This is a genomic window from Dongia sp., from assembly GCF_041905885.1.
GTDB lineage: Bacteria > Pseudomonadota > Alphaproteobacteria > Dongiales > Dongiaceae > Dongia.
Genome location: NZ_JAYRKD010000001.1, coordinates 249,281 through 274,979, shown reverse-complemented (window position 1 = coordinate 274,979; position 25,699 = coordinate 249,281). Strand labels below are relative to the sequence as shown.

The 25,699-nt window shown below is 64.2% G+C and carries 28 protein-coding genes; 5 read left to right on the top strand and 23 right to left on the bottom strand.

Features of this window, described 5'->3' with window-relative positions; genetic code table 11:
• The 4 genes from ACH2CY_RS01330 to ACH2CY_RS01315 all read right to left on the bottom strand — a co-directional run bounded on the left by ACH2CY_RS01330 (window position 1) and on the right by ACH2CY_RS01315 (window position 3,422).
• Complete coding sequence (locus tag ACH2CY_RS01330; RefSeq protein ID WP_395015072.1) at window positions 1–1,023, bottom strand: leucyl aminopeptidase; 1,023 nt, start codon at window positions 1,021–1,023, stop codon at window positions 1–3.
• Between the two features lie 70 nt (window positions 1,024–1,093).
• The gene (locus tag ACH2CY_RS01325; RefSeq protein ID WP_395015070.1) at window positions 1,094–1,891 is read right to left on the bottom strand and encodes an alpha/beta fold hydrolase; all 798 of its coding nucleotides are present in this window, start codon (window positions 1,889–1,891) and stop codon (window positions 1,094–1,096) included.
• A gap of 12 nt (window positions 1,892–1,903) precedes the next feature.
• Window positions 1,904–2,656, bottom strand: a complete 753-nt coding sequence (locus ACH2CY_RS01320) for an Asp/Glu racemase (RefSeq protein ID WP_395015067.1) — start codon at window positions 2,654–2,656, stop codon at window positions 1,904–1,906.
• A 118-nt stretch (window positions 2,657–2,774) separates the two neighbouring features.
• Complete coding sequence (locus tag ACH2CY_RS01315; RefSeq protein WP_395015064.1) at window positions 2,775–3,422, bottom strand: TetR/AcrR family transcriptional regulator; 648 nt, start codon at window positions 3,420–3,422, stop codon at window positions 2,775–2,777.
• A gap of 181 nt (window positions 3,423–3,603) precedes the next feature.
• Between ACH2CY_RS01315 and ACH2CY_RS01310 the strand changes: the two genes are divergently transcribed.
• Window positions 3,604–4,254, top strand: a complete 651-nt coding sequence (locus ACH2CY_RS01310) for an isochorismatase family protein (RefSeq protein WP_395015062.1) — start codon at window positions 3,604–3,606, stop codon at window positions 4,252–4,254.
• 3 nt (window positions 4,255–4,257) lie between these two features.
• Here the strand turns inward: ACH2CY_RS01310 and ACH2CY_RS01305 are convergent, their stop codons facing one another.
• The 9 genes from ACH2CY_RS01305 to ACH2CY_RS01265 all read right to left on the bottom strand — a co-directional run bounded on the left by ACH2CY_RS01305 (window position 4,258) and on the right by ACH2CY_RS01265 (window position 13,414).
• The gene (locus tag ACH2CY_RS01305; protein ID WP_395015059.1) at window positions 4,258–4,593 is read right to left on the bottom strand and encodes a hypothetical protein; all 336 of its coding nucleotides are present in this window, start codon (window positions 4,591–4,593) and stop codon (window positions 4,258–4,260) included.
• Between the two features lie 368 nt (window positions 4,594–4,961).
• Window positions 4,962–5,915, bottom strand: coding sequence for a CDF family Co(II)/Ni(II) efflux transporter DmeF (gene dmeF, locus ACH2CY_RS01300; RefSeq protein WP_395015058.1), 954 nt, complete (start codon window positions 5,913–5,915; stop codon window positions 4,962–4,964).
• An 8-nt stretch (window positions 5,916–5,923) separates the two neighbouring features.
• A complete protein-coding gene (locus ACH2CY_RS01295; protein WP_395015055.1) occupies window positions 5,924–6,193 on the bottom strand; it encodes a metal/formaldehyde-sensitive transcriptional repressor in 270 nt (89 codons plus the stop codon).
• A 114-nt stretch (window positions 6,194–6,307) separates the two neighbouring features.
• Window positions 6,308–7,294 carry an ABC transporter ATP-binding protein gene (locus ACH2CY_RS01290; RefSeq protein ID WP_395015053.1) on the bottom strand — a complete coding sequence of 329 codons (987 nt, stop codon included), beginning with the start codon at window positions 7,292–7,294 and terminating at the stop codon, window positions 6,308–6,310.
• Window positions 7,291–8,319, bottom strand: a complete 1,029-nt coding sequence (locus tag ACH2CY_RS01285; protein ID WP_395015051.1) for an ABC transporter ATP-binding protein — start codon at window positions 8,317–8,319, stop codon at window positions 7,291–7,293. The genes ACH2CY_RS01290 and ACH2CY_RS01285 overlap by 4 nt, the downstream gene beginning before the upstream one ends.
• Window positions 8,316–9,203 carry an ABC transporter permease gene (locus tag ACH2CY_RS01280; protein WP_395015048.1) on the bottom strand — a complete coding sequence of 296 codons (888 nt, stop codon included), beginning with the start codon at window positions 9,201–9,203 and terminating at the stop codon, window positions 8,316–8,318. Before ACH2CY_RS01280 ends, ACH2CY_RS01285 begins: the two co-directional genes overlap by 4 nt.
• Window positions 9,204–9,206: 3 nt before the next feature.
• Window positions 9,207–10,136, bottom strand: a complete 930-nt coding sequence (locus ACH2CY_RS01275; RefSeq protein ID WP_395015046.1) for an ABC transporter permease — start codon at window positions 10,134–10,136, stop codon at window positions 9,207–9,209.
• Between the two features lie 6 nt (window positions 10,137–10,142).
• Window positions 10,143–11,714, bottom strand: a complete 1,572-nt coding sequence (locus ACH2CY_RS01270; RefSeq protein ID WP_395015044.1) for an ABC transporter substrate-binding protein — start codon at window positions 11,712–11,714, stop codon at window positions 10,143–10,145.
• Between the two features lie 152 nt (window positions 11,715–11,866).
• Window positions 11,867–13,414, bottom strand: a complete 1,548-nt coding sequence (locus ACH2CY_RS01265; protein ID WP_395015043.1) for an aldehyde dehydrogenase family protein — start codon at window positions 13,412–13,414, stop codon at window positions 11,867–11,869.
• A 238-nt stretch (window positions 13,415–13,652) separates the two neighbouring features.
• On the opposite strand from ACH2CY_RS01265, the gene ACH2CY_RS01260 reads away from it, so the two are divergent.
• Genes ACH2CY_RS01260 through ACH2CY_RS01250 form a run of 3 tightly spaced genes read left to right on the top strand, consistent with a single transcriptional unit; the run spans window position 13,653 to window position 16,445 of the window.
• A complete protein-coding gene (locus ACH2CY_RS01260) occupies window positions 13,653–14,261 on the top strand; it encodes a helix-turn-helix domain-containing protein (RefSeq protein ID WP_395015041.1) in 609 nt (202 codons plus the stop codon).
• A 17-nt stretch (window positions 14,262–14,278) separates the two neighbouring features.
• Window positions 14,279–15,586: an NAD(P)/FAD-dependent oxidoreductase gene (locus ACH2CY_RS01255; RefSeq protein ID WP_395015040.1), complete on the top strand. Its 1,308-nt coding sequence runs from the start codon at window positions 14,279–14,281 to the stop codon at window positions 15,584–15,586.
• Window positions 15,587–15,611: 25 nt separating this feature from the next.
• On the top strand, window positions 15,612–16,445 hold the full coding sequence (locus ACH2CY_RS01250; RefSeq protein ID WP_395015039.1) for a GNAT family N-acetyltransferase: 834 nt from the start codon (window positions 15,612–15,614) through the stop codon (window positions 16,443–16,445).
• Between the two features lie 34 nt (window positions 16,446–16,479).
• Here the strand turns inward: ACH2CY_RS01250 and ACH2CY_RS01245 are convergent, their stop codons facing one another.
• From ACH2CY_RS01245 to ACH2CY_RS01230, 4 genes are all read right to left on the bottom strand, one after another.
• Window positions 16,480–17,532 carry an EamA family transporter gene (locus ACH2CY_RS01245; protein ID WP_395015036.1) on the bottom strand — a complete coding sequence of 351 codons (1,053 nt, stop codon included), beginning with the start codon at window positions 17,530–17,532 and terminating at the stop codon, window positions 16,480–16,482.
• A 168-nt stretch (window positions 17,533–17,700) separates the two neighbouring features.
• Window positions 17,701–17,937: a hypothetical protein gene (locus tag ACH2CY_RS01240; RefSeq protein WP_395015034.1), complete on the bottom strand. Its 237-nt coding sequence runs from the start codon at window positions 17,935–17,937 to the stop codon at window positions 17,701–17,703.
• Window positions 17,938–17,974: 37 nt separating this feature from the next.
• Complete coding sequence (locus ACH2CY_RS01235; RefSeq protein ID WP_395015032.1) at window positions 17,975–18,469, bottom strand: hypothetical protein; 495 nt, start codon at window positions 18,467–18,469, stop codon at window positions 17,975–17,977.
• A gap of 159 nt (window positions 18,470–18,628) precedes the next feature.
• Window positions 18,629–18,952, bottom strand: coding sequence for a hypothetical protein (locus ACH2CY_RS01230; protein ID WP_395015030.1), 324 nt, complete (start codon window positions 18,950–18,952; stop codon window positions 18,629–18,631).
• A gap of 215 nt (window positions 18,953–19,167) precedes the next feature.
• Between ACH2CY_RS01230 and ACH2CY_RS01225 the strand changes: the two genes are divergently transcribed.
• On the top strand, window positions 19,168–19,605 hold the full coding sequence (locus tag ACH2CY_RS01225) for a YqaA family protein (protein WP_395015269.1): 438 nt from the start codon (window positions 19,168–19,170) through the stop codon (window positions 19,603–19,605).
• Between the two features lie 13 nt (window positions 19,606–19,618).
• On the opposite strand, the gene ACH2CY_RS01220 is transcribed toward ACH2CY_RS01225, so the two are convergent.
• The 6 genes from ACH2CY_RS01220 to ACH2CY_RS01195 all read right to left on the bottom strand — a co-directional run bounded on the left by ACH2CY_RS01220 (window position 19,619) and on the right by ACH2CY_RS01195 (window position 25,671).
• Window positions 19,619–20,602 carry an ABC transporter ATP-binding protein gene (locus tag ACH2CY_RS01220; RefSeq protein ID WP_395015028.1) on the bottom strand — a complete coding sequence of 328 codons (984 nt, stop codon included), beginning with the start codon at window positions 20,600–20,602 and terminating at the stop codon, window positions 19,619–19,621.
• Entirely contained in the window at window positions 20,595–21,608 is a 1,014-nt protein-coding gene (locus ACH2CY_RS01215; protein ID WP_395015025.1) for an ABC transporter ATP-binding protein, read from the bottom strand. Before ACH2CY_RS01215 ends, ACH2CY_RS01220 begins: the two co-directional genes overlap by 8 nt.
• Window positions 21,605–22,504: an ABC transporter permease gene (locus ACH2CY_RS01210; RefSeq protein WP_395015023.1), complete on the bottom strand. Its 900-nt coding sequence runs from the start codon at window positions 22,502–22,504 to the stop codon at window positions 21,605–21,607. Before ACH2CY_RS01210 ends, ACH2CY_RS01215 begins: the two co-directional genes overlap by 4 nt.
• Window positions 22,505–22,508: 4 nt before the next feature.
• Window positions 22,509–23,447, bottom strand: a complete 939-nt coding sequence (locus tag ACH2CY_RS01205) for an ABC transporter permease (RefSeq protein ID WP_395015021.1) — start codon at window positions 23,445–23,447, stop codon at window positions 22,509–22,511.
• Window positions 23,448–23,469: 22 nt separating this feature from the next.
• Window positions 23,470–25,032, bottom strand: coding sequence for an ABC transporter substrate-binding protein (locus ACH2CY_RS01200; protein ID WP_395015019.1), 1,563 nt, complete (start codon window positions 25,030–25,032; stop codon window positions 23,470–23,472).
• Window positions 25,033–25,233: 201 nt separating this feature from the next.
• On the bottom strand, window positions 25,234–25,671 hold the full coding sequence (locus tag ACH2CY_RS01195; protein ID WP_395015016.1) for a hypothetical protein: 438 nt from the start codon (window positions 25,669–25,671) through the stop codon (window positions 25,234–25,236).
• Between the last annotated feature and the right edge of the window lie 28 nt (window positions 25,672–25,699).

Genomic DNA, 25,699 nt, shown 5'->3' with positions numbered 1-25,699 from the left:
TCAGCGCTGTTGCATCTCCTTAACGGCAATGTCGCCATCGAGAACGATCGGCTCATCGTCGAGAAACAAGGAACAGCCGCGCATCGGAATGTCGAGATGGCAAGGCGTATTGTTCGTCCCGCCCAGCTCATTGTTCGGCCCGGTGGAAAACATCACGTTCCCATAGAAGGAGCGCAACTCCATCCCCATGCCGCCGGGGAATTGGGTGAGACCGTGCCATTGAGCACGATGATCCAGACCCCACCCCACATGACTCATGCCGAAGCCTCGGGGATCCCTGAACTCGGCCATATAGCTCTTGATCAGCTCCGCTTCTAAACCGCCGCGAATATCGGTGATCCATCCCTTTTCGATCGTGTAGGTCACGGGCTCGCGGACGTAGGTATTGAACGGCAACACGACATCTCCGGGTGCCAGCACGATCTGCCCATCTACGCCGTCATCGGCGCCTCCGGTGAAAACGAAAGCCGCCGGCCAGTGATCCCAGCGACCAGGCTGATCGGTATAACCGTATTCAGCTACCGTCGGGTACATGCCGATCTTGTACGTGACATCGGTGCCATGCTTCGACGTAATCCGCATTGTTCCGGCCTTCGCCAAAAGTTCTGCGCCGATCTCGACTCGTTCGCGCAACGCCGTTGTGGGCGGCAGTCTTGCCAACAAGGGCGCCGGCTCGACAGCCGTCAGGACGCGGGTACCGGAAGCCTGGATCGCCATCTGCTCCGGACTGAACAGCAGAAAGATGAGGTCAACCACCATATCCGCTTGCTTGAGCGCCTCGACCGCCTCGGGATTGGCGGCCAATCCCGTCTTGCCGACAGACCAGGTCCCGTCGGTGGGGATGGGAGCTGGGAGCCGCATATGATACGTGATTGCACCAAGGCGTTGACCAGCCGCCAGGAATGCATCGGCGTAGTCGATGCGCTGGTTTCCCTGAGACAGTACGATCACGCGCTCACCCTCGCGCACGCCGCTGAGCGTGAGTTGGTGCAGGCAAATCTCCGTCATCCCGTTGGCGTCCATGGGTCTTTCCTCTGATGCGCGGTCCAAATGTCGATGCCGTGTCAACTCACCACGAAATTCAACGGAGTCATCAGTCAAGCCGCGGAGTGAAATCCATGACTGCGTCGAGAAATCCTTCCAAATTGTCCCAAGGGATCATATGCCCAGCACCTTCGACGGTGCGGACCTCGATCGACGGTAAAAGAGATCTGATCTCGCTGATATCGTCAGGGCCGATCACCGTGGCGCCACCCGCAACAACCAGCCGCGTCGGAATCTTTATTGCCGGCAAATCATGATGGATGTCGTCCGTGTGGAATCCCGCGAACGTGATCCGCACGGCGGCCTCATTGCAGGTATGCAGCCATTCGGCGCGTAACGCGCGCTGCTCCTCCGTCCAAGTCGGGCAGAAGGCTTTCATGTCTTGCGCGGAGCATCCCTTTTGTGCGAGCGCGATGGAATCCATGTACCAGTCCAGCTTTGCCGGATAGGCGCGTCGGCCGGGACCGCTGACCGGGGGGTCGACCAGCACAATCCCGGCGATGCGGTTGCTGTCTTGTCCGGCCAGGGCACGAATGGCGTTTCGGGCGCCCATTGAATGCCCGAGCACGACACAGTTCTTGAAATCCAGGGTATCCACCAAGGCCAGAATATCCTGCGCCATAGCATCCAGTGAATAGTCCAACTCGCCCGCTTGGCTAAGCCCTCGGCCACGCACGTCCAGGACATGCACGTCGAAGCTCGCACAAAGTCGCTCTGCGACGAAGCCCCAAGTGACTGCCGGACTGGTGATGCCGGGCACAAGCAGCATCGTCGGCCCCGGCCCCTGGTAGCGCAGCAGGTGATGCCGGATTCCATTTGCGTTGACGTTATAGCCCTTCGGATTCATGAGTTCGCCCCTTCAGTAAGCGCCCGACAAAAGCGCACCTGCGCCCGGGACGACAGGCTCCAGATCGAGTGCCCTTAACATCTGATAAGTCGTAGCGATCGCCGCGCTGACCACCGGCTTGCCCGTCAGTGCTTCGACCTTCGCCACGCTTGCAAGCGACGGCATCTGGACGCAGGCCGATAGAACGATGGCATCTGCTCCCGAGGTGTCGAGTTCCGCGACGATGGCCGGCAGACGCGTGGGATCATGCGCCGCGACCTTGAGATTGTCCGAGATCTCAAGCGCCCGATGAGAAACCACTTCAAGCCCCTCCGCCTGCATGTAGTCGATCACCATCGCCGTCAACGGCTTCATGTAGGGCGCGACAACAGCGATTTTCTTCGCTTTCATCACGCTTAGGACCTCAACCAGCGCCCCTGCGCTGGTAACGACCGGGGCCGGAGCGCCGTTTTCCTCGGTGACTTTCGCGAGCCGTGCCTGGCTCTTACGATGATAGCCCTGCCCCATCGACATTATCGCTACCAGGCACGCATAGCCCAGGACGTCCACCTTCGCGTCCGACAGCTCCAGCGCACAACGGTCGGATTGTGCATCCATCGCGGCCAGCTGTTCCTTCGTTACATGCTTCATTCGCATGCGTGCCGAATGGAACGTGAATCGTTCCGGGCGAATCAGCTGACGCGCCGTCAACATCGCCGGAATCTCGGTTTCCATTGTTATGTTCGAGCTCGGCACGATTTGGCCGATCCGGAAAGTGGTTATCATGCAGTCTTGCTCCGGCAGCTTTCTCGGCCGGAGAATAATTAATCGACTGACGAATTACAAGTTGCCATTTGCGCACCGCATAAGGGGGTCCGCCCCCGATCCGGGCGCCTTGTCGCATTTATCGGCGAGTCGAGGGCCCCTTGGTTCGACCATCAGGAATCCCGGGCGCTGCCATACCCGCCTCGAGAAACCGGACCAGATGGTCGAGCACCACTTTGTCGTCCTTTGGCAGACGAATATTTGTGATGTCGCTGAAGCGATGGACATCGCTTAGCATGTAAAGATAGGTACCGATTAGAAAAACCATGCGCCACGCGACTTCGGTTGGGTCAACGTTGGGGAGCGCCCGCTGCAGTGCAGCGATGTATCGCCGGACCGGAAGGTCGTAAACTTCTCGTCGCAGTTTAAATGCCGCTTCGATCGGTTCATTGTGTAGACGCGCCTGCAACTTCACAAAAGCGCCGCCATTTTTTGCACCCTTCTTCTTTAGTTCCCACTGAGGTTGTAAATAGGCCTCGATAATTTGACGTGCCGTCGGCGCCGTTGGCGCCATCTCCAGTTCGTCGAGCAGCACATGGCGGCGGCCCGATATTTCCATTCCGCGGCGTTTGAAGACCTTCTCGAACAACTTCTCCTTCGTTCCAAAGTAGTACCGGATGAGGGCTTGGTTCGCTCCGCTCGCCTCTGCAATCATGCGCGTTGTCGTCTCGGAAAAACCATTGTCCGCGAAGATACACTCGGCTGCATCGAGAATTCGCTCCTCCATGCCCAATTGCTCCGACGGGCGACCCCTTCCCCGAGATTTCGAAGTTCGAATTTTCCCTGTCGTCACAATCCAACCCCTTCAATTCGACAGCATAACTGCCACAGTAAGAGAAAGATTCCAATCTTCTTGCCAGAATTCACCAACCGATTAATAATGTCCGTATGAGTTAACCGGGGGCCGGATGACTGACCGAGATGATATCTACAAGGCACAAGGCTTCAATGGTTCGTTGAAGTTGTGCAGCCGGATCGGCCTGCTGGTCATCGATTTTATCAATGGCTTTGCCGATCCTGCAGTATTCGGCGGCGGCAATATTGCCAGCGCGATCTCGGCCACTCAGCCGATCCTCGCTTACGCGCGCGCCAAGCGATGGCCCATCGCACATACCCGGATCGTCTTCGCCGAAGATGGCAGCGATGCCAACATATTCTGCGAAAAAGTACCCGGAATGCTGCGCCTGACGGAGAATGCGCGCGAGAGTGCACTGGTGCCGGAGCTGCGGGCGGCAAGAGGCGAGTTTGTCGTACGGAAGAGCACGCCCTCGGCTTTTGCCAACACAGGGCTCGCTGCGTGGTTGACCTTAAAGGGCGTTCAGACGTTGGCAGTGTGCGGCTGTGTCACCTCCGGCTGCGTTCGGGCCACCGTGGTCGATGCAATGCAGCTCGGATTACGGCCCTTTGTGCTCAGCGATTGCGTCGGGGATCGCGCGCTGGCGCCTCATGAAGCCAACTTGTTCGACATGCAGCAGAAGTATGCAGAGGTCCTAACCGCTGCAGAGTTTCTGACGCGTGTTGAGAATCTGGGATCTTCTGAGCAGAATCCTTCCGAATAGTATTCAACTCAACTCAGCTGCGTGCGCGGCTTGCCGATTTTGCGGAGGCGCCTCGATCTCAGTGCAATAACGGTAGTGGATGCGACCAGCAGCGGCGGCGAGCAGCAGGATCTGAGCGAACCATTTCCAGCTTCTGGATTCTCTCAGCATCTCAGCACCACCCGGTTGTCGGCGGACCGGATTGGCGGGGAGGGGAACTACGCCCCTGCCCCGCCGCAGGTTCGGGATCAATCCCAGGGGACCGGAAAATTGTCGCGGCCATGCCGTTGCAGGGCCGTTCATTCCGCGCTTGACCTCAAGCGCGCTGTCCTTGCCGAGAATGCGGTCCCAGATGGACACGTATCCCAAGTACGGTCGCCGATTCCGCGTGGTGTCCGTCCAGCGTCCCATGTGAGATTCGCCGAATCAATCACTCGGCGTATTCGTTCTTTGTATCCGAGCAGCGCGATGGAGTTCTCGGTCGTCGGCGACATGATGGCCCGAGGCGACCGCTTCAAATCAGATGCCGGATACATTGATGCAGGACTATCACCGCCAGTTCGACGAAACACCCTTGCGACGCACGGCCGAACCATACATTGCGCCGACAGCAGACTCGGCCCCCCGCGGCGCGGCCCAGAGAAGCCGACGCGCAAATCCCTGCTTCACCCGTGCCATTTCGCGCGCCGGCGCGGAGCTTGGATCGGGCCACGGGTTCTTCGCGAACCCTAGTTGGCCTCGACGGTCAGATGGGCGATCTCGTGAACCGGCGCCAGGCGTTCCCGGACCGTCTGGTTGTCGGCGCCGGTCACGCTGACGATCGCGGCATGCGCGCCCGGTCCAACCCGCCAGAGGTGAAGGTCGGTGATCGCGGCGTCGCCCGGCCCCTCGACCTGCTCGCGGATCTCCGCCTCGAGCGCCGGGTCCGAAGCATCCAGCAACACGGCCGACGTGTCGCGCAGCAGGTTCAACGACCAGATCGCAATGACAACGGCGCCGACAACACCCATCACCGGATCGAGCCAGACCCAGCCGAGGTAGCGGCCGCCGAGCAGGGCGCCGATGGCCAGGACCGACGTCAACGCGTCCGCCAGAACATGCATGTACGCCGAACGGAGGTTGTTGTCCCGCGGTCGCTTCCGATCGGAATGGTCATGGCCGTGACCGGCATGATGGTCATGGCCGTGACCGGCATGATGGTCATGGTCATGCGTGTGACCGGCATGGCCGAGCAACGCGGCGCTCGCGATGTTGACCAGCAGACCCACGACCCCAATCGCGGTCGCCTCCATGAAGGCGACCGGCCGCGGATCGGCGAGGCGGCCGATGGATTCGATCGCAATGCCGAGGGCGACGATCCCCAGCACCAGCGCCGACGCGAAGCCGGCAAGGTCGCCCACCTTTCCGGTGCCGAAGCTGTAGAGACGGCTGCGGGCATGGCGCCGCGCATAGGCATAGGCGGCCGCGGCGACGCCGAGGGCACCGGCATGGGTCGCCATGTGGAAGCCATCGGCCAGGAGCGCCATCGAGTTGAACGCGAAACCGGCGACGATCTCGCCGACCATCATGGCGGCGGTCAGGGCGACGACCCACAGCGTGCGGCGGGCATTGGCATCATGCGCATCGCCGAGAAATACATGGTCGTGCCCCAAGGCGGGGTCAGAATGAAAACGAGCGGTCATGGCTGGTCCTATTTCGTGTATTGCCGTACGGCGTCGACCAGCTCTTCCGCGCCTTCCGAGCGCTGCCGATCGGAAAGGCCGGGCTTGGCCACGTGCTCGCGCACATGGTCTTCGATCAGCTGATCCATCAGGCCCCGCACCGCACCGCGGACGCCGGCGACCTGGTGCAGGATCGCCGAGCAGCCGGCGTCGCCCTCGATCGCCTTCTCGATGGCCGCCACCTGGCCGGCGATGCGCCGGATGCGGGCGAGCAGATCCTTGTTCGACTTCGTATGCATAGGGTAGACCCCTATCCTATAAGAGGCCGAATGTAAATGCCGGGGCTTGCGACCGGACGTCGCTCTCCGGAAACTCCAAGCGAATCAAATTGATGAAGTTGGGATCCTGGACCCCTACCGGGCGCCGGCCTGCTGCAGGACCTGGTCGCGGTAGTGGCAGGCGCTCAGATGGCCCGGCTTGCCGACGGCATCGAGCGAAGGCGCCGAAGCGGTGCAGGTTTCGGTCTGCATCCAGCAGCGGGTGTGGAAACGGCATCCGCTCGGCGGATCAAGCGGGCTCGGCAGTTCGCGCGAGAGCAGGATCGGCTCGCGTGTGCTTTCGATCCGCGGATCGGGGTCCGGGATCGCGCTCAGGAGGGCCTTCGTGTAGGGATGGCCCGGCGTCGCATAGAGCTCGTCGCTGGGCGCCAGCTCGACGATCTTCCCGAGATACATGACCATGGTCCGTTGTGCCGCCTGCCGCACCAAGGCGAGGTCATGGGCAATAAAGATGCATGCCATGCCCATGGTCTCGCGCAGTTTGATGATGAGATTCATCACCTGGGCGCGCACGGAGAGATCGAGAGCGCTGACCGGCTCGTCGCAGATCAGCAGCTCGGGCTTCATGACCAGCGCCCGCGCGATTGAGACGCGCTGGCGCTGTCCGCCGGAGAGCTCGCGCGGAAACCGCTGGGCGATCTCGCCGGCAAGGCCGACATTGTCCAGCAGGCCTTCGATGGCGCGGGACCGCGCCGCATCGCTCCGCTCGCCGCTGATGATGAGGGTTTCATCGAGCGTCTGGCCGATGGTCTGCCGCGGGTTGAGCGAGGCATAGGCGTCCTGGAAGATGTATTGGATCCGCCGCCGGGTCTTCCGGAGCATCGCGCCGCGCAAGGTGGCAAGATCGACGCCGTTGAAGATGACCCGGCCGCTCGCCGGCTTCTCAAGCCCGATGATGCTCCGGCCGAGCGTCGACTTGCCGCAGCCGGATTCGCCGACCAGGCCCAGGATCTCGCCCTGCCGGACCTCGAGATCGATCCCATCGCAGGCGTGGAAGTAGGTTCCCGGCTTCGGACCCGCGAAGCGGGTCACCAGCTGCTCGACCTTCAGCAGTGCCGTCATGATGCGCGGGCCCTTTTATTGACGACCGCGGCATCCAGCAGATGGCAGGCGGCGAACCGATCCGTCATCAGGGGCACGCCGCCGAGCGCCGGCCGGTCGGTGCCGCAGATCGGGATCGCGGACTCGCAGCGCGGCGCGAAGGCGCAGCCGACGATCTTCTGGCTGAGATTGGGCGGCATACCGCTCAGGCCCCGGAACGGCGCGCCGACCGGATCGGATTCCCGCGGAATCGCCGCGAGCAGCGACTTCGTATAGGGATGCGCCGGATCGACCAGCACATCCGCCGCCTTGCCGGTCTCGACGAAGCGGCCGGCATACATGACCGCAACATCGTCCGCCATGCCGGAAACCACGCCGATATCATGCGTGATCAGGATGATCGCCATGCCGAAACGCTGCTGCAGATCCTTGAGCAGGCGGATGATCTGGGCCTGGACCGTCACGTCGAGGGCGGTGGTCGGCTCGTCGGCGATCAGGATCTTGGGTTCGGCGGCGATCGCGATCGCGATCATCACGCGCTGCCGCATGCCGCCGGAGAGCTCATGCGGGTACTGCCGCATCCGGGTCTCGGCATCGGGGATGCCGACCGTGCGCAGCAGCTCGACGGTGCGCGCCTCGGCCGCGGCGGCGCTCACGCCCAGATGCCGCTCCACCACCTCGGCAATCTGCCGCCCGATCGGGCGCGCCGGGTTGAGCGCGCTCAGCGGGTCCTGGAAGATGACGCCGATCTTCGAGCCTTTGACCTTCCGGAGCTCGCCGGCCGACATCTTCAGGAGATCCTGGCCGTCGAGCAGCAGCTCGCCGCCGAGATCGACGGTGACCCCGACCGGCATGAGATCGAGCGGCGCCAGGTTGAGAACGGTCTTGCCGCTGCCGCTCTCGCCGACGATGGCAAGCGTCGATCCCGCCCGACAGGAAAAGCTCACGTTCTGGACCGCGCTGACACTGGTCGAGCGGGTGTGCAGCATGACGGAAAGATTTCGTGCCGTGAGCAGTGCCGTCGCCACGGGCTCAATGCGATTCATGATGCAAGCCCCGCCTTCAAGGCCTCGGTGCGACGCTCCCGGATGGTCCGGCGTGCAAGCGGCCGCGGCGTCTTGCCGAGCGCGACCGCTTCGCCGAGCACATTGAAACCGACCACGACCAGGGTCAGCGCAGCACCAGGCAGCAGAACCTGCAAGGGATGGGTCTCCAGGAAGGGCAGCGCATCGACCACCATCTGCCCCCATTCCGCGGTGGGCGGCTGAATGCCGAGGCCGAGAAAACTCAAGGTGGCGATGGTGAGCGCGATGGCGCCGGCATCGGCGCTGGCATAGACGATGACCGCGCCGATCGCGGTCGGCAGGAGATGCAGCAGGAAGATGCGCGCGGGATGGGCACCGAGCACGTAGAGAGTCTCGATATGCGGCTGTTGCAGGACCGAGGTCACCACCGCGCGGCTGACGCGAGCGTAGCCTGGCCACCAGGCCAGCGCCAGAGCGAGGATCATGATGTCGAAGCCGGTGCCGAACACGCCGATCACCGCGAGCGCCACGACCAGGCTGGGAACGCTCTGGCCGACGTCCACGAGCCGCATGATGAACTCATCGACCACGCCGCGCATGAAACCGGCGATCGCGCCAAGCGTGACGCCGATCGCGAGTGCGATGCCGAGCACGAAGGAAATGCCGACCGCGGAGACACGCGCCGCCGCCAGCAGGCGGCTCAAAGTGTCCCGGCCGAGGTTGTCGGTGCCGAGCAGATGGGTCCAGCTGAAGCCCTGTTTCGCATCCAGGAGATTCTGGGCGACCGGATCATAGGGCGCCAGCATCGGGCCGAAGATAGCGACCAGCAGGAACAGTCCAACCGGAATCTTCGCCGCGCGCGGCAGCTTTGAGATCTCCCGGACGACTTCGGTGATAAGCGACATGGGTCAGATCCGGCGCGTCTTGGGGTTGACGGCGATGGCGCATACATCGACCGTGGCATTCAGCACGATGAAGAAGGCGGCGAACAGCAGCAGGCAGGCCTGCACGACCGTGAAGTCCCGGAACTTCGCCGCCTCGATGAAGTAGTAGCCGACGCCCTGAATCGAGAACATCGGCTCGACCACGATGGCCCCGAAGATCATGATGCCGAACTGAGTGCCGAAGGCCGTGACCAGGATCGGCGCGAGGTTGGGCAGGATCTCCTTGGCAATGACGTGGAGCTGTCCGAATCCCTTGCTCCGCGCGGTGATGACAAAGGGGCGGGTCGCGAGGTCTTCGATCGAGACGCGGATCAAGCGGCTGAGCACGCAGCCCGGGAAGATGCCGAGGGTCAGCCAGGGCATGATCCAGCCCTTGATGTCGTCATAGCCGTAGACCGGCAGCCAGCGCAGCACCACGCCGAAGATCAGAATGAGCAAGGCGCCGGTGAAGAAGGTCGGCACCGAGATTCCGAGCATCGCCGCCGCCCGGAGCAGCCTGTCCAAGGTGGAACCGGGCAGCAGGGCGCCGGCAAATCCCAGCACCCCGCCGACCACCAGCGAGACGATCCCGGCGCCCAACAAGAGGAGCCCGGTGTTGGGCAGCCGCTTCCAGAACGCCGTGACGATGTCCTCACCGGTCCGGAGCGACGGCCCGAGATCGCCCTGGGCCGCTTGCCCCAGCCAGCGCGCATAGCGCACCGGCATCGGATCCTTGAGCCCAAGCTCCTTCTCCACCTTCTCCACGTCGGACTTGGTGACGGTGCCCGATCGCTGCTCGGCGATCAGCACCGCCACGTTGCCCGGCGCGGCGATGACAAGTGAGAAGCAGAGGACCGACGCGAAGAGCAGAAGCACCGCGGCCAGTCCGGCTCTCCGAAGTATGAACTGCGGCATGATCCGTCAGCTCTGCAGCGAAATTCCTTCGTACGGCATGTCGTATTCCGTCGGAGGAATCTTGAAGTTCTGAACCCGGGCAGTGTGCGCCCAGATCCGCTGCGGGTGCAACAGCGGCGCAATGGCGTGGTTCTTCTCGATCCAGTCGTAGACCTTCTGGTAGCTCTCTTCCGGACTGGCCCCCGTGCCTTCGATCGCCTCGGTCAGGAAGGGATCGAGCTCCGTGCTGGTGAACATCTTCCCGTCGGCACCGTTGTAGAAGGTGGAGAGGAAATAGTTGGTCAGCGTGCTGTGCGGATCGTAGGGCGCGCCGATGCTGTAGAAGAAGGTGAGGTCGTACTTGCCTTCCGGAATGTCGCCGTGCCGCGTCGCATGGTCGAGCGAGCGGATGGTCACCTCGATGCCGACTTCGCGAAGCTCCGCCTGGATGACCTCGCCGGCCGCGCGTGAACCGTGCACCGCTTCTTCCGAGAGCACCAGCTCGAAGGCCAGCGGCTGGCCGTCCTTGCTGCGCGTCCCGTCACCGGTCCAGCCCGCCTCGTCGAGCAGCTTCTTCGCCGCCGCGACGTCGCGCGCCGGAACCGGAATGCGCTTGCCGCCATAGGGCACCGAGGCCGGGAACAGGTTGGCGGTCGGCGAGGCGTAACCGGCATAGATCACATTGCAGATGGCGGTGCGATCGACCGAGAGCGAGATCGCCTGGCGGACCCGCGGATCCTGCAGCTTCGGCCGCTGGGTGTTGAAGCCCAGCACGAAGGTGTTGGTGCCTTCGACGGTCACCACGCCGACGCCGCCGGACTTGAGGATATCGGCATCTTCCGGCGTGATCGGCGAAACATAGTCGCCGCCGGCAATGTCGATCTCGCCCGCCCGCAGGGCCGCGGTGCGGCTGCGGCCGTCCGGCATGACGACGAACTCGATCTTCGCGAATTTCGGCTTCTGACCCCAATAGTCCTCGTTGCGGACCATCACGGTCTTGCCTTCGTCGCTGCTCTCCACTTTCCAGGGACCGGTTCCGATCGGCGTCTGGTATTTGCCGTCGGCGGCGGCCGAGGCCGGGCTCAGGAAGCGCACCGGGCGGACCACGGTCAGCTCCATGAGCGCCTGCGGGATCCGCTTCTTCAAATGCAGCTCGACGGTCTCTGGATCGACGATCTTCAGGCTGTCGTAATTCGCCGAGGTCACAATCCAGCTGTGATCCTCCTTGCCGATCCAGCGGTCGAAGTTCCATTTCAGCGCTTCGGCATTCCAGGGCGTGCCGTCGTGAAACTTCACATTCTTGCGCAGCTTGAAGGTCAGCACTTTGCCGTCCTCGGAGACGGACCAGGATTCGGCCAGGCCTGGATTGAGCGTGCCGTTGTCGCCGTAGACCACCAGCGGATCGTAGATGATCGATTGCACGCCCCAGACCCCGCGATAGATATGCGGGTCGAGATTCCCGGCGGGCTTCATCAGGGCGATCTTGAGGGTGTCGCCTTCGGCGGCGACGGCCATGCCGGGCCAGGCCTGCGTGCTGGCAACGCCGAGCGATCCAAGCAGCACGGCCCGGTTGAAGGCTCTGCGAGGCAGGTTCATCATTTTGCATTCTCCCTGTTAGCGAACGCGTGACGGCTGTTTGATTCTTGTCGTCTTTCAGCCTTGATGATCAGAATGCGCCCAGATTCGGCACCTTGTCGAGTCCAATATTCATATAAATGAAATTTCCGCAGGCTTTGGCGGCCGATATTTCACTATACTGCCTGTGCAGCCGGCCGAAAGCCCAGATCCATGAGCACGCTCTTGTGCCGGAGATTGGCTTCCACGGCCTGGCGGCCGAGATCCTTGCCGAAGCCGGAACGGCCGAAGCCGCCGGTCGGGATGATGAAATCATGGGTGCGGCCGTAGCGGTTGATCCAGACCGTCCCGGCGGGGATGCGCCGCATGGCGGAGAGGGCGAGGCCGAGATTCTCGGTGTGGATTCCGGCGGCGAGGCCGTAGTCCTCATGCTGGGCGAGTCCGATCCCCTCCTCGTCGGTGTCGAAGGTCTGCACCGTCAGGACCGGCCCGAAGATCTCCGCCTTCACGCAGGGCATATCCCGCCGCACCCCGGAGAGGATCGTCGGTGCGTAGAAGTCCCCGCCCGGACCTTCCTCCATGCGCCGGCCGCCGGTTTCGAGGACGGCGCCCATTGCTCGGCTCTCGGCGACGATCCGTTCGATCCGGGTGAGCTGCGCATTGTTCATGATCGGCGAGAATTTGGTGGCGCCGCACCAGGTCGCACCGGGGCGCACCTGCCGCATCAGGCTGGACACCCGCGCCAGCAGCTCGTCCGCGATCCGGCGCTGGACGATGAGGCGGGACCCGGCGACGCAGACCTGTCCGCCATTGCCGAGGATGCCGCGGGCGATGCAATGCGCGACCGAAGCCACATCCGGCACGTCGCCGAAGACCAGCTGGGGGCTCTTGCCGCCAAGCTCCAGCGTCACCGGCTTGATACCGCTTGAGGCCGCTTCCGCCATGATGGAGGCGCCGGTCGCGGGCGAGCCGGTGAAGGTGATCTTTCCGACCTGGCCGTGGCGGACCAAGCTGCGGCCGGCCGTGGCGCCCCGGCCCTGGATCACATTGAGGATGCCGTTGGGGATCCCGGCCTCGATCGCGAGCTCAGCCAGCCGCACCGCCGAGAAGGGTGTCAGCTCCGAAGGCTTCAGCACGACCGCGTTCCCGGCCGCCAGAGCCGGGGCGCATTTCCAGGAAGCGAGCGAGAGCGGAAAGTTCCAGGGCGCGATCGCCGCGACCACGCCGTAGGGTTCGGCGACCGACATCGCGAAATGGTCGGCCTGGGTCGCCAGGACCTCGCCGCCGAGCTTGTCGGCGTATTCGGCGAAGAAGCGGATGCCCTCGGCGGTGAACTGCACGTCGTTCGCCAGCATCTCGGCGATCGGACGGGTGGTCCCGGCGGCTTCCAACCGCCCCAGCCGCTCGGTATCGGCATCGATCAGATCGGCCCACCGCCGCATCGCCCGCGCTCTCGCGCGCGGCGGCTGCTCGGCCCATCCGCTGGTCCGCAGGGCCGCGGCCGCGCCGGCGACCGCCCGATCGACGACATCCTCCGAGGCATCGGGGATTTCAGCGAAGATCTTGCCGTCGGAAGGCCGGCGGACCGGGATCCGGTCGCTGCCCGCGGTGAGCAGGGCGCCGTCGATCCAATGCCCCTCGGGCATCGGCACCTCGTCCGGATTGAAATCCATCGACTGGGGAGCAGGCAGCGGCATGATGCGGCCGTCATCGCTGTTGTTCATTTAACTCTTCCACAACGAGCCGCGAATCTCAAGATAGTGAAAAAATCTGGAGCGCCCGGTAACGCCAAATCCTCGGCGCCTTGCCGTACTCAGGATAAAAATTTATGCATTACATACACTTAACTGAGGCATATTGCGCAACCGCGCCGGCCGTTGTAGAAGCGTGCCGCGACCGACAGGTCAGAAAAAACGCATTAGGTTGAAAATCAGCGGCTAAAGCCAGGTCAGGGACAGCGCGATGACGCAGAATATTGAACCGAACGACGAGGATGGGGAACTCGGCCCTTCGATTGGCCTACGGGTGCGAACCCTTCGCCGCGATCGCGGCTGGACGGTCAATGAACTGGCGCTGAAATCGGGCCTCTCAGTCGGCATCGTCAGCCAGATCGAACGCGACCGGGCGAACCCATCGCTGAAGACCATGGAGCGGATCCGCAAGGCGCTGGGCGTCTCGATGAGCGCTCTGCTGGAAGATGCACCGTCGGGACATGCCGAGGATCCCTCCTTCGTGCGCCGTCTCGGCGATCGGCCGCACTTCAATGTCGGGCCGCACGCGCTGGCCAAGCAATTGCTCTCGCCGCGCGACACCCAAGGCCTGCAGTTCATGCTGATCGCCTTCCCGCCCGGCGCCAAGTCCGAAGAAGTGGTGATGGGTGTGGGCGAGAAGGCGGGGCTGGTCTTGAAGGGCAAGATCCGGCTGGTGGTCGGGCAAGAACAGGCCGAACTCTCCCCCGGCGACAGCTTCCAGTTCGCAAGCACGCTGGAGCATCAGGTCATCAACGAGGCCAGCGAGCCCGCCGAGATTCTCTGGATCATGGGACAGAGCCCGCAGATGCGGCATCTCTGACCGCGGGTCGAGCGCAAGTGGCCTCGCCGCAGGAATCCTCCTTCTGGTGGCGCGATGCGGATCCGCCCGAGACTGCGCCGGATCTGCCGGAACGCGACGATGTCGTCGTCATCGGGGCCGGACTTTCCGGCTTGAGCTGCGCGCTGGGCCTCGCCGAGCGCGGCATATCGGTGACGGTGATCGATTCCGGCAAGATCGGGCATGGCGCCAGCAGCCGGTCGGCGGGACAGGTGTCCGGCGGCGTCACCACCGGCAAGTCGCTGGCCGGCAGGAAGCTGCCGAACAGTTCGCCGGAACAGCGCCGCGCGATGTTGCGCGAAGCCGCCGGCGCCATGACCTTCCTTGAAGAGACGATCACCCGGCACGCGATCGACTGCGACTACCAGTCGACCGGGCGAATCACGGCTGCCTGGACGCCGCAGCACGCGGACGAGTTCGGCGCGCGCATCGAGGAGCTGAACACCGTCACCGGCGCCGAAGCCTCGGTCCTCAACAAGGCGGAGACCGAAGCCGAGCTCGGCAGCCGTTTCTACCATGGCGGCCTGCTCATCAAGCGCGCGGCCCAGCTCCATCCGGGCAAGCTGGCGCTTGGCCTGGCCGAGGCGGCGCGCCGCCATGGCGCCAGGCTGGCCGGCGGCACGCCGGCGCTGCGCCTGGAACGGCGGCCTGCCGGTTTCCGGATCACGACCAGCCGCGGTCCGATCGATGCCGGTGCCGTGGTTCTCGCCACCAACGGCTACCGCGATGGCCTCGATCCCTATCTCAAGCGCCGGATCATTCCGGTCGCGAGCCACGTGGTGGTCACCGAGGAGATCCCGGAGCGGATCGCCGCGGAAATCATTCCGCAGCGGCGCAGCATTTCGGAGAGCCGCCGCGTCCTGAACTACTTCCGCTTCACGCCGTCGGGCAGACGCTTGCTGTTCGGCGGCCGCACCCGGTTCTACCCGATATCGCCGGCGCGCGCGGCCATGCTGCTGCGCCGCGCCATGGTCGAGCGGTTTCCCCAGCTTAAAGATGTCGGCATCGCGCATGTCTGGAGCGGTCTGGTGGGTCTCACCTTCGACGCCGTGCCACATATCGGCGCGCATGACGGGCTCTACCACTGCGTCGGCTGCAACGGCAGCGGCATCTCGCTCATGACGCATCTCGGCCACGCGCTGAGCGGCAAGATCGCCGGCGACGACCGGATGCCGGTCAGCGCCTTCGAGGCAAGCCCTTTCGAAGGTCACCGCGCCTATACCGGAACGCCCTGGTTCCTGCCGGCGGTCGGCAGCTATCTCCAGGTCCGCGATGCGATCGACCGCTGGCGGGCCCCCGCACCGTGATAGCACAGAGCGCAACGGCCAGACGATGACCTCCCAATCCGGCATCCGGATCGATGTGTTTGACGCGGCGCATCTGCCCGATGCGCATCGATTGACGACAGCACTCAAATGGGCCCATCGCCTGGAGGATTGGGCGTTTCTCCAAGCGACCGCGCGCGGCTTCGGCGCCTGGAACACCGACAACGCCCTGGTGGGTGCAGCACTTTGGTGGCCGTTCGGAGAGAAGCACGGTTCGGTGGGCATGGTGGTCGTCTCGCCGGATGCCCAGCGCGCCGGCATCGGCCGCCGGCTGATGGCCGCCATCTTCGAGGATGCCGGCTCGAGATCGCTGCAACTGGTTTCCACCACCGCGGGCCTCGCCCTCTATCAAGCCTTGGGCTTCGTCACGATCGGTGAGGTCGAGCAGCATCAAGGCATCGCAAGATTGGCGCCGGGTCAGAGCCGCGGCGGCATCCGGCCGATCACGGAAGCGGACTTCGACACCGTCGCGGAACTAGACGCGCGGCAGCTCGGCTACCCGCGCCCGGAGATTCTCTCGCGCCTCATGGGCATCGCATCCGGCAGCGTCCTTCTGGACGGCGGCCGGATCGCAGGCTTCGCATTCCGCCGGCGCTTCGGCGCCGGTAGCGTGATCGGACCGGTCGTCGCCGAGACCGAGACTGAAGCCACGGCGCTGGTGCAGAGCGTGCTCCCGGACGCTGAATTCGCGCGGCTGGACATCCCGGTCGAGCATGTGGCCTTGCGCGAATGGGCGAACGAGCGCGGCCTGCCCGCCGTCTCGCGCGGGACCGTCATGCTGCGCGGCACGCTCCGGCGACCGTCGCGATCCTTCGCACTGATCAGCCAGGCCCAGGGATAGTCGGCCGAACGCCGGCACGCCGCCCGTATGTCAGTCAGTGCGGGTGCGGATGCCGATGGTGCAGATCGGGATAGTGAGCATGGCCGTGTGACAGCCTTCCATGCTTGTGCGGATGACTGTGCGGCTCGGCGCCGACGGGTTCCGCATGGCTATGCTGGTGATGCGCGTCGTGGACATGTGCATGCTCATGTTCCAACGGCTCGTGGTCATGAATATGCAGATGACGTTCGGTCAAATGCATCCATAGGCCGACGGCCATCAAGATACCGCCGATGATGAACGTCGTCGTGACGCTTTCACCCAGAAAGGCGATCGCAGCGCCGGCGCCGATAAAGGGTGCCAGAGAATAGTAAGCACCGGTCCGCGCCGTCCCGAGATGCCGTAGACCGAAGACGAACAGCACCAGCGATATGCCATAGCCGAGGAAACCGACAACCGCTGCTCCCGCCAGGAGAGCGACCGATGGAAATGCCGCCCCGAGCACAAGTGCGATCGCGACGTTGGCGCTGCCAGCGACCAGTCCCTTCAACATCGAGACCTGGACCGGATCGGCGCTAGACACCTTTCGGGTCAAGTTGTTGTCTATCGCCCAGGCGAGACAGGCGCCGGCGATCAATACAGGCCCCCAGCCCCAATCCGTATCGATCTTTCCCGGCCAGGACAGAATGACCGCCCCAGCGACGATCGCTGCCGCGCCGATGAAAAGGCGGAGATCCACGTTCTCCTTGAACACGATCCAGGCGATAAAGAGGGTCAGCACGCTTTCAAGATTGAGCAGGAGCGCCGCCTGCGATGCGGGCGTCACTGTCAGTCCGAACATCAGAAGGACCGGGCCGCAGATGCCGCCTGCGAAGATCGCCGCACCCAGCCAGGGAACATCGCCTCGACTGAGCTGCGCTTCGCCGCTGCGCCTGAACAGGCGAATGGCGCCGAGGCCGAGGCCCGACGCAAGATAGAACAGACCGGCCAGCAGCCAAGGCGAAACATCGCCAAGCAGCATCTTGGCAAAAGGCGTGCTGAGGCCGAATAGGGCGGCGGATCCCAGGGCATAGGCTACCGCCGCAATAGGTCTCTTGTGCTGGCCCATGGGTCAGGCCTCCGCTGTTCATGGGGCATGAAGCTGTTCATTCGGGGCATTCTAGCAAGGGGAGATGACCCAGTCTCGCGCTGCGCGACGCCGACGGCCGGATGGTTTGAAACTCCGCGGAGCCGGCAAGCGTTTGGGAACTCGATGAACGGGGTCCGGTGACCGAGATCAACGGCGGTGAGCGAGATCGTTTTCGTAGGACCACTGCGTTTCGGCGCAGAATTCTTCCAGCGTTTGCCGCGCGGAAGGAACCCAGTGGCCATAGCCGCTGAGCGAAATGCATTCTTGCACGGCCTCGGCGCGGTGCTCATTCGGGTGGTTCAACAGCTTGACTACGCTGAACCCAAGGGCCGCCAGAATGAACGGGCTCAACACAAACAACGTTATCTTGAACCATCTGGGCATGCCGGCCGACTGCCTCCGGTTGGACGACCTTCGAAGCTCATGTTCCCCGCTTGAAGCATTTGTTCGGGGCGAAATAGTACTCGTAGTTCTGCGCGGCGTTGTCGCCGACCTGTCCTCGGGCAATCTCGTATAAGTCGCCGCCGGGTCGCTCCCACACCATGGAAAGGACGCTGCTTGTTCCAAGGCCGGCGACATCCCGTATGCGCTCGGAGTTCGACCCCGCCCCGAAATCACGCGAGGCTTTCTCGAGCGCTTGCACGAAACTGTGCCAGTCACTGGAGAAGTCGCGTTGATAGGCGATCAGCTCTTTGTCGCAAAACGTAAGGACGCGCAGCGGCGACTGGGCCACGTACTGCTCGGCCCGATTTTCCGGGTCGGATTTTCCTCGTGCGAACTCCGCGGCTCCGGGCCGTTCCAGCGCCTCGCTCTCGGTCATGCCAGATTTGAAGCCATCCACTTCGAAGGCCGAAGCGGGCAACGTGTCACCCATCGAGGCAAGCAGCGCCGATGCGAATGTGACTCGCTTGAACATGCGCGCCTCCCCATTGTCTCGATGGACATCGCCGATCTTATAACGCGGCGGGGCGAAATTCACCGGTCTGAACGCGCGTAAAATAGCGCCAGGCGCCGGAGACGACCACCTAAGCAGCCGCGATGTGCTCCGACGACGGGCGGGAGGCCGGGCTGGGGTTCAATGAGGCTGACGAAAGTCGTACTTTCCTCCGGCGAGATCCTCCGTCAGCGCGTCGCAGAGAGCAGCCAGGCGGTCAGGACTTTGCGTTCGGATGTCGGCGAAGAGGCTCGCCGCGACTTCGAGGGCACGGGCGTAGGCTAGGCGCCCATCTTCCCCTTCGCCCCGCACCGCCTGCCTATCAAGCCAACCCACTAGTCCTTCGATTTCATGGTTGCTGCCCAGCCAATCAGTATAGGCTTCGATTAGACTGTCGTTAGGCGTTTTCGAGTCATCGATGCACATATCCGTCGCGGATCGGACCCAGGCGATCTGGCGGAACACCGAGATGTCGACCTTGGTGGGGTCGGCGTAAGAGACGGTGTCGCCAAACGCGCAAGTCGCGGCGACGTATTGCCAAGCGCAAGCACCATCATGAATGCGGCATTGCGGAACAAAGAGCGACCTCAACGTCGTGGCAGAGGAAGTCCCTACAAGAACTTTGTCATATGGACGATTTCGTCAAGGGCAACGCCGCGCCGGTCGTCTATTTTCGGCGCATGACCGAACTCGCCGTGTATGCTGGATTGTTCGTGACGGCGCTGGCCGCAGCGACCATCCTTCCCATGCAATCCGAAGCCGTGCTGGCGGGTCTGCTGCTGGCCGGCAGCCAGCCGGCTTGGCTTCTGATTCTGGTGGCCAGCATCGGCAACGTTCTCGGATCGACCGTCAACTGGTTGCTCGGCCGGGGCGTCGAGCGTTTCCGCGGTCGCCGCTGGTTTCCAGCCAGCAACCAAGCCTTGGAACGCGCCCAGACCTGGTATCGGCGCTACGGCAAGTGGTCGCTGTTGCTGAGCTGGGCGCCCATCATCGGCGACCCGCTCACCCTCGCCGCAGGCATCCTGCGCGAGCCGCTGGGCGTCTTTCTCCTGCTGGTCACCATCGCCAAGGTGGGACGCTACCTGGTGCTGGCGGCGATCGTACTCAGCTGGACCTGATCCGCGCCCCGCGTCAGACGTGCGGATGACCCTCCGGGTCCGCGAAATGACAGGCGGCCAGGCCGCCATGCGAAACCGCGCGGAGTGCGGGTTCTTCGCGACCGCAGATGTCGCGGGCGACCGGGCAGCGCGTGCTGAAGCGGCAGCCCGGCGGCGGCGCGCTCGGGCTCGGCGGATCGCCGGCGAGAATCACCCGGCGGCGCTCGGCCTCGATGCGGGGATCGGGCGACGGGACCGCGGCGAGCAACGCCTGGCTGTAGGGATGCGACGGGTCGTGAAACAGCGGCCGCGCCTCGCCGGCTTCCGCCACCTTGCCCAGATACATGACGGTGACCGTCGAGCAGATCTCGCGCACGATCGCGAGATCATGGGCGATCAGAACGATGGTGAGCCCGAGCCTCTCCTGCAGCGATTTGAAGAGATTGACGATCTGCGCCCGGATCGAGACATCGAGCGCGCTCAGCGGCTCGTCGCAGATCAGCATGGAGGGTTGCAGAGCGAGCGCCCGCGCGATCGAAACCCGCTGACGCTGCCCGCCGGACAGCGACCGCGGCAATCGGTGGAGCACCGTGGCCGGCAAGGCGACGAGATCCAGCAACTCTTCGACACGGCGCATTCGCTCATCGCGACTCCCGGCGCCATGGATCTGCAGCGGCTCCTCGATCGACTGCAGAACCGTCTGGCGGCGGCTCAATGAACCCAGTGGATCCTGGAACACGAATTGCACCGCGCGGCTGAAGCCCTTGCGATCGTCGCGCTGCCACTCTGCGCGGTCGCGTCCCTCGATCAGAACCTGGCCCTCGGTCACCTTCTGCAAGCCGATGATCGCGCGTGCCAGCGTGGTCTTGCCGCAACCGGATTCGCCGACGACGCCATGGAATGTGCCGCGCCGGATCGAAAGATCGACTCCATCGACGGCGCGCACGACGCCCCGGCCGGCCCGGCCAGGGAAATGCACCTTCAGCCCTCTGACTTCGATGGCCGGAGTTTCAGCCATGAGCCGCACCCTGCTCCCGCAGCACGACCGGGCAGGCGGCACTGTGACCCGCGGAAGATCCCGGAACCGGCTGAAGGACGGGACGCGATTGTCGGCAGGCCGGTTCGACGAGCGCGCAGCGATCGGCGAAACGGCACCCGGCCTCCAAACGGATCTGGCTGGGCGGGCTGCCCGGGATCTCGCGCAGCGCCTGCGCCGCGTCGGCCGAGCGAAAATCCGGGACCGATGCGAGAAGACCGCGCGTATAGGGATGCACCGGCCGGGTCAGGACATCGAGGGCGGTTCCCGTCTCCGCCACCTGCCCGGCATAGAGCACGACCACGCGGTCGGCGACCGAGGAAACCGCGCCGATATCATGGGTGATCAGGATGACCGCAACCCCCTCATCCCGTTGAATGTCCCGGATCAGGGCGAGGATTTGCGCCTGAACGGTCGCGTCGAGCGCTGTGGTCGGTTCGTCCGCGACCAAGACCCGCGGCTTCGCCGCCAAAGCCAGCGCGATCATCGCGCGCTGCAGCATGCCGCCGGAGAGCTCATGCGGATAGCGATGATACCGGTCCTCGGGATCCGGGATGCCGGTGCGGGCCAGCAGCGACACCGCATCGCGGCGCGCCTCGGCCTTGGTGCGACCGGCGAAACGCATCGCTTGCGAGGCCAATTGTGGGCCGATCTTCAGCATCGGGTTGAGTGCACTCATCGGGTCCTGGAACACGACTCCGAAAAATCCGCCGCGCAGCACAGAGAGCTGGCCCTGGTCCATTTCCAGGAGCTCGCTGCCGTTCGCCTGGGCCCGACCGCGCATGTTGACCGCGACCCCTTCCGGCAGCAGACCGAGCGGCCCCAATGTCATGACCGTCTTGCCGGAGCCGCTCTCGCCGACAATCGCCAGCGTTTCGCCTTCGCCGACACCGAAGGAGACTCCGTCCACGGCCCGCACCGTCACATCGGCCGCATAGAGATCGATGACCAGGTCTTCGACCGAGTAGATGGATTCCGCGCTGGTCATGCCGGGTGCGTCCCGTGCTCGGCTACGGCGCGGGCAACCTCTTCGCGCTGGCGCAGGGTCTTCCGCCGGCGGAGCGACCGGCCACGGACCGGCTTCGGCACCTTCTGCAGCGCGAAGGCTTCGCCCAACACATTGAAGCTTACGACGACCAAGGTCAGGGCGATGCCGGGCATGACGACGAGACGCGGGAACTCCTCGATATAGCTCATGCCATCGACCAGCATCTGCCCCCATTCCGGCGTCGGCGGCGCCACCCCGAGGCCGAGGAAGCTCAAGGTGGCGATGGCGAGCACCAGCGCCCCGGCATCGGCGCTGGCGTAAACGACCACCAGGCCGAGCACATGCGGCAGCAGGTGACGGACGAAGATCCAGAGATGGCTGGCGCCCATTATCCGAGCGGCTTCGATATAGGGCTGCTGCAGCTCGGCGATCACGACCGCCCGGCTCATCCGGGCGTAATTCGCCCACCAGGCCAGCGTCAGGGCCACGATCATCGACCAATAGCCGGCGCCGAGGATCCCGATCAGCGCCAGCGCGATCACCAAGCTCGGCAGTGCCAGGGCGATGTCGATGATGCTGATCAGCGCCAGCTCCACCCGGCCGCCGACATAGCCGGCGAAGGAGCCGATCATCACGCCGATGGCCAATGCCGCGACCAGCACGATCGACATCGCGATCAGCGAAACCCGCGCGCCGCCGACGATACGGCTCAGCATGTCGCGGCCGAGATAGTCGGTGCCGAGCCAATGGACCCAGCTCGGACCCTGGAGCGTGACGTCATAGTCCTGCGCCGCGGGGTCGTAGGGCACCAGGGAAGGGCCGAGCACCGCGACCAGCACGAAGAGCAGCACTGGTGTCAGCAGCAGCCAGGGCCAATGTCGGATGCGCTCGAACATGGCCCTACCCCCTCGTCCGGCGCAGCCGCGGATCGGCGAAGACGCAGATGATGTCGAAGGCGAGGTTCACGAACACGAAGAAGACGACGAAGAGCAGCAGGACCGCCTGCATGCCGACAAAATCGCGGAACCGGATCGCGTCGATGAAGAAGGCGCCGATGCCCCTGAGCGCGAACACCGTCTCGACCACGATGGCACCGATCATCATCAGGGTGAATTGCGCGCCGAAGGTGGTGAGGAAGGGAACGGCGATGTTCGGCAGCGCCTCCCGAACCAGCACATTGGTCCGGGTGTAGCCCTTGGCGAATCCGGTCGTCGCGAAGGGTCGCGACATCACTTCCTGCAGGTTGACCCGCACGACCCGGCTCAGCACCGACGCCGGAAACAGCGCCACCGTGACCCATGGCAGCAGCCAGGAGGTAAAGCCGCTCACGCCGAAGGTCGGAACCCAGCCGAGCATCACCGAGAACAGGATCACCAGCAGCGCCGCGACGAAGAAGTTCGGCGTCGACGCGCCGATCAGGGAGAAGCCATGGAGCAGTCGGTCGGTCGGACCGCCGTTGCTGATGGCACCCGCCAGCCCGAGCCCGAGCGACAGGACGAAGGCCAGCACACCGCCGCCGGCGAGCAATGCCCCGGTCATCGGCAGGCGCGACGCGAACTCTTCCGAGATCGGCTTGCCGGTGCGCAGCGAGACCCCGAAATCGCCGGTCACAGCGGAGAGCAGCCAGCGCCCGTAACGCACGGGCAGAGGATCGTAGAGGCCGAGCTCGTTGCCGATCTTCTTGATCATCTCGGCATCGGCGCCCGGCCCCGCGGCGCGCTCCGCAATGAGCGCAGCGACGTTGCCCGGCGCCGCCGTGACCAGACCGAAGGTCACGGCGGAAGCGGCCACCACGAGCAGACAGGCCAGCGCCACCCGGCGCAGGATGTTACGCCACATCTTCGGAATCCAGCCTCGGGCCTCAGGCCTTCAACGAGATTCCCTGGAACGGCAGATCGTAATCCGTCGCCGGCAGCGAGAAGTTCTGCACCCGCTTGCTGTGCGCCCAGAGACGCTGGGCCACGACCAGCGGGCATACGGCGGCATTGTCGTAGAGCCAGTCGTAAACCGCCTGCAACTTGGTCTCGCGTTCCGCGCCGCCCGCGTCCAGCGCCGCCTTGACCATGGCGTCGAGCGCGTCGGCCACATAGATCTTTCCATCCGGGCCGCTATCGACGGTCGAGACGAAGGCATTGCCGAGCGTCCCATGCGGATCGTAGGGCGCGCCGTAAGTCGGGAAGAAGGTGAGGTCGTAGTCGAAGGCCGGCCGGCGCTCGTGCATCGTGGCGTTGTCGACCGAGGACACCTTCACGTCGAAACCGACCTCACGGAGCTGCGCCTGGAGCATCTCGGCGATGCGGCGCGAGCCGGGCAGTGATTCTTCGGAGACCAGGAAGTCCAGCGCCAGCGGCGCCCCATCCTTGGACCAGGCGGCGCCGCTTTGCGCCCAGCCGGCCTCGGTCAAGGCCTTCTGGGCCTTGGCGACATCGCGTGCCGGGATCTCATGACGCTTGCCCGATGACGGGACATTGGCCGGGAAGACATCGTTGATCGGATCGGCATAGCCCTCGAACAACACCTTGGCGACGGCCGCCCGGTCGATGCCGAGGTTGACGGCCTGGCGGACCGCCTTGTCGGCCACGTTCTTGGACTTGGGCGAGAATCCGACGATCAGTGTCGCGGTGCCCGGCGCCGCGAAGACTTCCATCCCCTCGCTTTTCAAGGCCTTCGCCCGCCGCGGCGAGAGGGTCGCGACCCAGTCACCGCCGATCACGTCGAGGTCGCCGGAGCGCAGCGCATTGGCCCGCGCCAGTTCGTCCGGCACCACTTTCAATTCGAGGCGCTCGATCTGCGGCTTCTCGCCCCAGTATTTGTCGTTGCGGACCAGAATGGTCTCGCTCGCATCATATTTCTCGACGATCCAGGGCCCGGTGCCGATCGGTGCCTTCTGCTTGCCGCTGGCATCCACCGCTTTCGGCGACAGGAAGCGCACCGGGCGCACGATCGTCAGCTCCAGAAGCGCCGCGGGAACCGGTCGCTTCAGCTTCACGGTGATCTTGTTCGGGCCATCGACCGCCACTGTGTCGAAGGCGTCGGAGACACCGATCCAGGAGAAGTCCGCCACACCCATCCAGCGGCGGAGGTTCCACTCCGCCGCGGCGGAGTCGAAGGGCGTGCCGTCGCTGAAGCTGACGCCTTCGCGGAGATCGAACGCGATCGACTTCTGGTCCTCGGCAACGGTCCATTTGGTAGCAAGGCCGGGTTCGAGCTTTCCATCCGGTCCGTATTGGATGAGCGCGTCGAACACAACGGTGTATGAGCTGAGGCTGGAGACGTTCTGCAGCAGGTCGAGATCGCCGGTTTCTGAAGCGATCGCGATCTTCAGCACATTATGCGCTTCGGCGATGGCGAGGCGCGGCAGCCCCGCCAGGAAAGCGAGCCCCGCGGAGCCGGCGAGGAAGTCGCGACGGTGCAGTTTGTCCATTCTTGTCTCCCTGTTTTCGAGTCGAAGACGGCCGTTGAGCCCGGCCGTGCGCTTGACTCAGAATGCTCTGGGGGAGGATACTTGTCTATACAATTGAAACCAAGCTTGCGCTTTTGTGGTCGCAAGCGCCGCGGCGGAGTGTGCTGTTCGCGCGGCGGTGGACGTTGCCTTCAGCCGAGGCACGCGCGCCTAAAAAAGCGCCTATTCGGCAGTGTTGTCGTCTCTGAACCCGGCCAGATCCTTGGTGAGCTTGTCGCAGAGTTCCGCGAAATCCTCCGGCTCGTTGACGCGCTTCCATTCGAATATCTGCGCGACCTGCTTGAAGGATTCGCCGTATTGCCCGCGCGTCTCCGCGGTCAGCGCCGCGTCCGCGGGATCGTCGATCTGCTTGATCAGGGTTTCCATGACAGGGGTCTTGGCGACCCAACCCTCGTAAGCCTCAACGAGATGCCCGGCCATGGTGGGAGAGTCGTCACGGCAGGCCTTCACGCCGGCGCGCACCCAAGCCAACCTGCTGAGCGTGTCGTGGTCGATCTGATGGGCGGCATTCTGGGCCTGCAGTTCCGACGCCGATAGGCCCGACAAGGCGAGGCCGGCGAGGATCATCGAGACCGGAAAAATGAAGTGCAGACGTGACACTTCGACCCTCGGGGCTTTCATGCCGGCA